Raw genomic sequence first — 6,150 nt, forward strand, 5'->3', positions numbered from 1 at the left:
GGACCCCGATGAAACACTTTCCCGCCCGCTTCATCCTCGCCAGCCGCTGGCTCATGGCGCCGCTCTATATCGGGCTGATCGCCAGCTTCCTGCTGCTGCTGGTTCGGTTTTTCCGCAAGCTCTACGATCTCTTCGCGCACGCGCCGACGCAGAGCACCAACGAGGTCATCGTCGGAATCCTCTCTCTGGTGGAGCTTTCCCTCGTCGGGAATCTCCTCATCATGGTGATCTTCTCGGGCTATGAGAACTACGTGGCCCGGCTCTATGGGCCCAATACACAAGAGCGTCCGAGCTGGATGGAGCATGTTGATTTCAGCGACATCAAGCTCAAGCTCATCGGCTCGATCGTCGCCATCACCGCGATTCAGCTCCTCGAGATCTTCCTCGATATCGATCAAGAGAGCGAGCGGACGATGCTCTGGGCGGTCATCATCCACGCCACCTTCGTCACCTCTTGCGTGCTGCTGGCGGTCATGGACTGGCTGTCGATGGGCACGGCGAACCTCATCTCGACAGGCACGAAACCGCCGCCGTCACGCGACAAGCATCAACCTTGAAACGACGCCTGTCGCATCACCCCTTCACCTAGCGCCCGTCACGCAGCCATCCAGACCGAACTCGATGAGGCTCGGCCCCTCGCGCCCGGCGGCTGACCGCAACGCCGCCTCCAGCGAATCACCCGCACCGAGGCGTGTCGCGTTCCAGCCGTAGGCGCGCACGAGCTGCTGGAAGTCCGGCGTGAACAGATCGACGCCCACCGGCGCCACGCCCGAGCGGCGCATCGCCGCCTTGATCTCACCGTACCCGCCATTGTTCAGCAGCAGCAGGATCACCCGCGCCCCGGACTCCTTGGCGGTGCCAAGCTCGGCCAGCGAGAATTGCAATCCGCCATCACCGCAGAGGCAGACCACTGGCCGCTCTGGTGCTGCGATCGCGGCGCCCACGGCGGCCGGCAGGCCGTAGCCCAGCGCGCCATACCCCGTCGCGGCATTGAACCAGCCACGCGGCGCGGAGCCGCCGAAATAGAGATTGCCGGCATAGACCTGCCGTGTGGAATCACCGACCACGATCGCATCCGGCAGTACCGCGCGCACCGTTTCGAGGCAGTCGAGGTCGAAGCGATCGATCGCCTCGATACCCACAAGCGCCGCATGCCGCGCGGCCGTCGCCCGCGCCGCGCCATCCGCGCTCACCTGCCCCAAACCATCGAGCAGCCGCGCGAGCGTGCCGCCGGCGTCGCCAATCAATGTGATGTCCGGAGACACCCCGCGCATGGCCTGTTCAGGGTCGATATCGACGCGAATGAGACGGCCCGGAATTCCGAAGCCACCCTCGTCCCACATGTCGTAATCGGTCGGGCCAAGTTCCGTGCCGACCGCCAGCACCACATCGGCCTCACCGATCAAAGCGCGCACACCGGCAAGCGAGGCGCTCAGCGGCACGTTGAGCGGATGGTCATGCGGCAGCAGCCCGCGTGCATTGATGGTGAGTACCACCGGCGCGTCGAGCCGCTCGGCCAGCGCCAAAATCTCCCGGCCAGCGCGCTGGGCGCCCCCACCGGCGAGCAGCAGCGGCCGCCGGGCATAGGCAAGCTCGTTCCGCGCGGCATCGAGCGTCGCGGCATCGGGCAAAGGCAGCGCGACCGTCGCTGGCGCACGATTTCGCACCAGGTCGCCAGCCGGCGCCGAAAGCAGCGTCGTCGGCAAAGCGATATGGACCGGTCGTGGCCGCGCACCATCGAAGACCGCGAAGGCACGGTCGAGTACCTGCGGCAGTTCCGCCGCCGTCCGCACCGTATGCGAAAAGGCCGCGACGCGCTGCGCGACGCCTTGCTGGTCCGGCAATTCATGCAGCCAGCCGTCTCCAGAACCATCGCGCCCGGCCGGATTGACGCTCGAAATCACCAGCATGGGAATCGAATCGCCATAGGCCTGCGCCATCGGCGTCGCGATGTTCGTGACGCCCGGCCCGGTGATGACGAAGCAGACGCCTGGCCGGCCGGTGGCGCGCGCATAGCCATCCGCCATGAAGCCGAGCGCCGCCTCGTGCCGCGCGCTGATGTGGCGGATCGTGCTGGAGGCGAGGCCGCGATACAGCTCCACCGTATGCACGCCCGGAATGCCGAAGACGGTATCGACGCCGCGCGCCCGCAGCAGATCGATCAGCGCTTCGCCGACAGTGCGGCCCGCCGCCTCACTCATGCCGCACCCGCTATGGCTGGGGTGAGTGTGGCGAGGAAACCGCCGATGCGGCTGCACGCATCATCGAGGATCTCCTCGCAAACGGTGAAGGAGAGGCGCAGGTATTTGGCCGTTTCGATCCCGAAAGCCGCGCCGTCCAGCACGGAAACACCGGTGGCGCGGAACAGGGCCCAGGCGAATTCATTGGCGCTCAATCCGGTGGCGCTCACATCCACCATCATGAACATGCCGGCCTCGGGCACCGTGCATCGCAGCTCGGGATAATGGGCGAGGCGCCGCGCGACGAAATCACGCCGCGCCCTGTAGACTTCTCGCATCTCGGCGACCGGCGCGTCCCCCAGGGACAGCGCATGCTCGGCCGCCGCCTGCACGAAGCCCGGCAGCCCGTAAAGCGTGCAGAGCGACAGATTGACCGCATGCGTCACGAATTCTTGCGGCCCGACGGCCCAGCCGATCCGCCAGCCTGTCATGGCATGGGATTTGGAAAGGCTGGTGATGGTGATGGTTCTTTCCGCCATCCCAGGCAATGCGGCGACAGGAAGGTGCGGCCGGTCGAAGGTCAGCGCGCCGTAAACCTCGTCGGCGATGACCCAGAGGTCATGCGCGCGCGCCACTGCCGCCAGCGCCGCCAACTCCTCCGCCGTCATCACGGTGCCGGTCGGGTTGGATGGGTTGGCGATGAGAATGGCGCGGCTGCGCGGCGTGACACGGGCGGCCAGCGCCGCCGGATCGAGCCTGAATCCACCCGGCGCCGCAGGCACGGGCACGGGCACCGCGCCCGAAGCCCGGATCACCGCCTCATAGGTCACATACATCGGCTGCGGCACCAGCACCTCGTCCCCGGCATCGCAGAGGCAAAGGGTGGTGACGAACAAGGCGTTCTGCGCCCCGGCCAGGATGACGACGTTTTCCGCCGAGGTCTGGCACCCGGTCGCCCGCTCGTGACGGTCGGCCACCGCCTGCCGCAGGCCGGGCCGGCCCTGGACATCGGCATAATGCGTGTCGCCATTCCGTAGCGCATCCACAGCGGCCTCGACGATCGTCGGAGGCGTCTCGAAATCCGGATCGCCAACGCTCAGCAGAATTACATTCTCGTTTCGTCGGCGCGCTTGCACAGCCGCATAGTGGATTTCCCAGGCCGCGGCGCCGGGACCGCCGACGCGGTCAACCATCGAGGAGAAACGAGACCGGGTGGCGGCGGCGAGGTTTGTGTCCATGGCCGCTGTGGTAGACGATCCGGGCCTTCTTGATCAATCGTTCAGCAAGGGGCATCGCGCTTCCCATGCCGGTGCTGTTAGAAGCAATTGAAGGCTTTCCTCGGAGCGGCAACTGGCAAACGACATTGTGGAGCCCGAACGGAAATACCGGCGCGTAAAGCCGGCGCTGCGGCGCGAACATCTGGTGACGTCCACCCTGCGATGCCTCGCCGAGCAAGGGGCGGCCGGCGCCTCCATCCGACGCATCGCCGCCGCCGCCGGCGTCTCCACCGGCCTCATCAATCATCACTACGCCCATCTCGAGGATCTCGTCGCCGAGGCCTATGACCACTTGGCGACCCGTGTGCTGCGGGACATCCTGGCTGGCGTCGCGGAGGCCGGCGGCGATCCGCGCCAGCGCCTCACGGCCTTCTTCACAGTCTCCTTCTCCGCCGCCGTGCTGGATCCGGATTACCTCAGTGCTTGGCTCGTTTTCTGGAGCATGATCCGCCACTCCGAAGCGATGAAGACAGTCCACACCCGCACGAACGAGGAATATCGCCGGTCGCTCGGAGACTTGCTCGCCGACCTCATACGAGATCGCCAGCCGGCGCGGACCCCGGACCTCCGGCTCGCCGCCGCCGGGCTATCGGCCTTGCTCGACGGGCTATGGCTCGCCTGGTGTCTCAACCCCCAAGGCCTCACCGCGCAGGAAGGCGTCGCGATCTGTGAGGATTGGGTGGAGGCGCATCTTCGGTAACCAACGAAAAACGGCGCCCGATCGGCTGGGCGCCCCGTTCTTCCTTCAGCCGTTCAGACAAGGGAGGAGCGTCGCGGCTCCTCCCCAACCTTCATGCCGCGACGGCCCAATCCTGCTCGGCCGCAATGACCGTCACCGTGACCGTCACCACACGCTCAACCTCGCTTGGCCCGAAGTCGAGCAGCGCCTGCCCATCTGTCCAGCGCCAGGTGGCTTCACCCAGCCGCTCGATCGCATGGACACCGAGGGCCAGGCGATGATCCTCGAGATCGAGCGCCACCTCATCGACTGTTACCTCGGCGATCGCCGCCCCCAATCGCCGCTCGTCGCCAGGCGCCCTGGCGGCGACCGAAGCCAAGCGGAGAAGGCCACCACCCGCCGGCAGCGCGATCGAGTGCTTACCTTGGGTTTCGAGCCACAAGGTCTGAGCGGCACCCCCGCCATAACCGAGGATGATCGCTCGGCCCTCCAGCCGCGCCCGGATGACCGCGAGGTCGAGACCGCCTTCCACCAAGGGCGCACAAGCCTGGGTCTGCCACGCCTCGGAGGTGAGATCGGGCTCCAGGTCGGCATACAGATCGACCGAGCCTGGAGCGTTCGCGAACATCCCCCGGTTGCCCGTATCGAGCCAGCTTTCCGCTGCCGCCCCTTCCGCCAGCAGCAGGTCATGACGCGGCAGTTCGACATGGTAGTAGGTAATCCCCGCCATGCTGGTGTCGCGGGTGATGCTGCTGCCATTGACCAGCAACCGCGCCGGAACCAGCTTGCCGCCCAGGCCCATGGCATGTTCCGGGCTGACAAGAAGATCGCGCGAGGGCACACCTTCTCCGAGCGACCCCTCGCTGAGGCGGATCGGCGCCACATCCGGCCGGGATGCAAGGCTGAAGCGGCGATGGCCGATCCACCTCACCCGCGCCACGTCTCCCAAGGCTGTCAACACCCAGTCGCCTTCACGCAGTGCCTCGACAGCGACGTCGCCATTCGTCGTGGCGATCCGGGTGCCTTCGGCGAAGCAGATCACCAGGATGCCGCCACGGCCGTCGGTCGTGAGCGCCAGCTGACCCGGAGTACTACCGGCCGCCAACTTCACCGTGACCGTCCCGAGCGTGCCAGACACGGTAAGTGTCTCGGCGCCCGAACTGAAGGTGATGCTGCTGCTCGTTACGGCCGAGCCGATCCCCGTGATGTCGATGGTCTTCCCGCCCACGGCCGGATCGGTGAAACCCGAAATGGCAGCGGCCGGCGCCAAGTTTCCATCGATCGTCAACTGCTCGGGACCACTGCCGCTGAAGACGATCGCACCGTTGTTTACGCTGGATGTCAGATCGGCCGACCCCCCAGACAAGATCACCAATGTGCCGCCCTGCAGAGCAGCCTCGACGAGAGTGCCGCCGCTCGCCACCTCCTCGATGCCACCGGCTGCGATGCCATCACTTGTATTGGTGCCACTGATAATCACCGTGCCCTGATCGAACAGCCCGCTATCAATGCCGCCGCTCTGGATCACCAGACTGCCGCCCGCCAGCGTCGTGCCGCCGGCGAAGACAACCCCATTGCCGATCGTCTGCGTTTGGCCGCTCAGGATGACCGCACCAAGATCCGTCGCACCGGAAGACATGATCAGGCTGCCACCCGACGCGACCACCGGAGCCACAACTGTGCCGCCTGAGAATACGATCTCTGTGCCGCCACTCGATATCACCGTGTCGACAGTCGAGGCGCCGGCGGTAACCGACACCAGGCCGCCGCTTTCAATCGGGTCAAAGAGCTTGCCGCCACTACTGACGGTGACGTTGCCGAAGTCATCGATACCGCTCGCTACCCCGCCGAACAGCACCACGATGCTGCCGCCCGCGGCAACGGTCATGCTGTTCACCGTGATCCCGCTCGACACGTAGAAAGTCGTACCCGAGAGAACCGTGCCGCCGAACTCCACCCCGCCCGGGAGGACGTTGAGAACACCACCTGATGAGACCGTCGGGTTCTCAGCAGT

General features: G+C 66.1%; 6 protein-coding genes. 2 read left to right on the top strand and 4 right to left on the bottom strand.

What is annotated here, in order from left to right:
* Positions 1-8: 8 nt before the first annotated feature.
* Complete coding sequence (locus tag GSQ92_RS13530) at positions 9-557, top strand: TIGR00645 family protein (RefSeq protein ID WP_158800733.1); 549 nt, start codon at positions 9-11, stop codon at positions 555-557.
* A gap of 24 nt (positions 558-581) precedes the next feature.
* On the opposite strand, the gene GSQ92_RS13535 is transcribed toward GSQ92_RS13530, so the two are convergent.
* Genes GSQ92_RS13535 through GSQ92_RS30215 form a run of 3 tightly spaced genes read right to left on the bottom strand, consistent with a single transcriptional unit; the run spans position 582 to position 3,599 of the window.
* A complete protein-coding gene (locus GSQ92_RS13535) occupies positions 582-2,201 on the bottom strand; it encodes a 5-guanidino-2-oxopentanoate decarboxylase (RefSeq protein WP_158800734.1) in 1,620 nt (539 codons plus the stop codon).
* The gene (locus tag GSQ92_RS13540) at positions 2,198-3,418 is read right to left on the bottom strand and encodes a pyridoxal phosphate-dependent aminotransferase (RefSeq protein ID WP_158800735.1); all 1,221 of its coding nucleotides are present in this window, start codon (positions 3,416-3,418) and stop codon (positions 2,198-2,200) included. The genes GSQ92_RS13535 and GSQ92_RS13540 overlap by 4 nt, the downstream gene beginning before the upstream one ends.
* A complete protein-coding gene (locus GSQ92_RS30215; RefSeq protein ID WP_158800736.1) occupies positions 3,366-3,599 on the bottom strand; it encodes a hypothetical protein in 234 nt (77 codons plus the stop codon). The genes GSQ92_RS13540 and GSQ92_RS30215 overlap by 53 nt, the downstream gene beginning before the upstream one ends.
* A gap of 3 nt (positions 3,600-3,602) precedes the next feature.
* Between GSQ92_RS30215 and GSQ92_RS13545 the strand changes: the two genes are divergently transcribed.
* Positions 3,603-4,157 (top strand): TetR family transcriptional regulator C-terminal domain-containing protein, encoded by a 555-nt coding sequence (locus GSQ92_RS13545; protein WP_216856824.1) that lies wholly within the window; start codon positions 3,603-3,605, stop codon positions 4,155-4,157.
* 91 nt (positions 4,158-4,248) lie between these two features.
* Here GSQ92_RS13545 and GSQ92_RS13550 read toward each other — a convergent pair.
* Positions 4,249-6,150: Hint domain-containing protein (locus GSQ92_RS13550; RefSeq protein WP_216856825.1), on the bottom strand; the 1,902-nt coding region annotated here is incomplete at its 5' end.

Origin of the sequence: Acidisoma sp. S159, from assembly GCF_009766125.1 — a bacterium.
Classification (GTDB): domain Bacteria; phylum Pseudomonadota; class Alphaproteobacteria; order Acetobacterales; family Acetobacteraceae; genus Acidisoma.

What these genes read in the sequence shown, in the direction of transcription:
- GSQ92_RS13535 (WP_158800734.1), bottom strand. Translation starts at nt 2,201, where the DNA reads ATGAGTGAGGCGGCGGGCCGCACTGTCGGCGAAGCGCTGATCGATCTG.
- GSQ92_RS30215 (WP_158800736.1), bottom strand. Translation starts at nt 3,599, where the DNA reads ATGTTCGCGCCGCAGCGCCGGCTTTACGCGCCGGTATTTCCGTTCGGG.
- GSQ92_RS13540 (WP_158800735.1), bottom strand. Translation starts at nt 3,418, where the DNA reads ATGGACACAAACCTCGCCGCCGCCACCCGGTCTCGTTTCTCCTCGATG.
- GSQ92_RS13530 (WP_158800733.1), top strand. Translation starts at nt 9, where the DNA reads ATGAAACACTTTCCCGCCCGCTTCATCCTCGCCAGCCGCTGGCTCATG.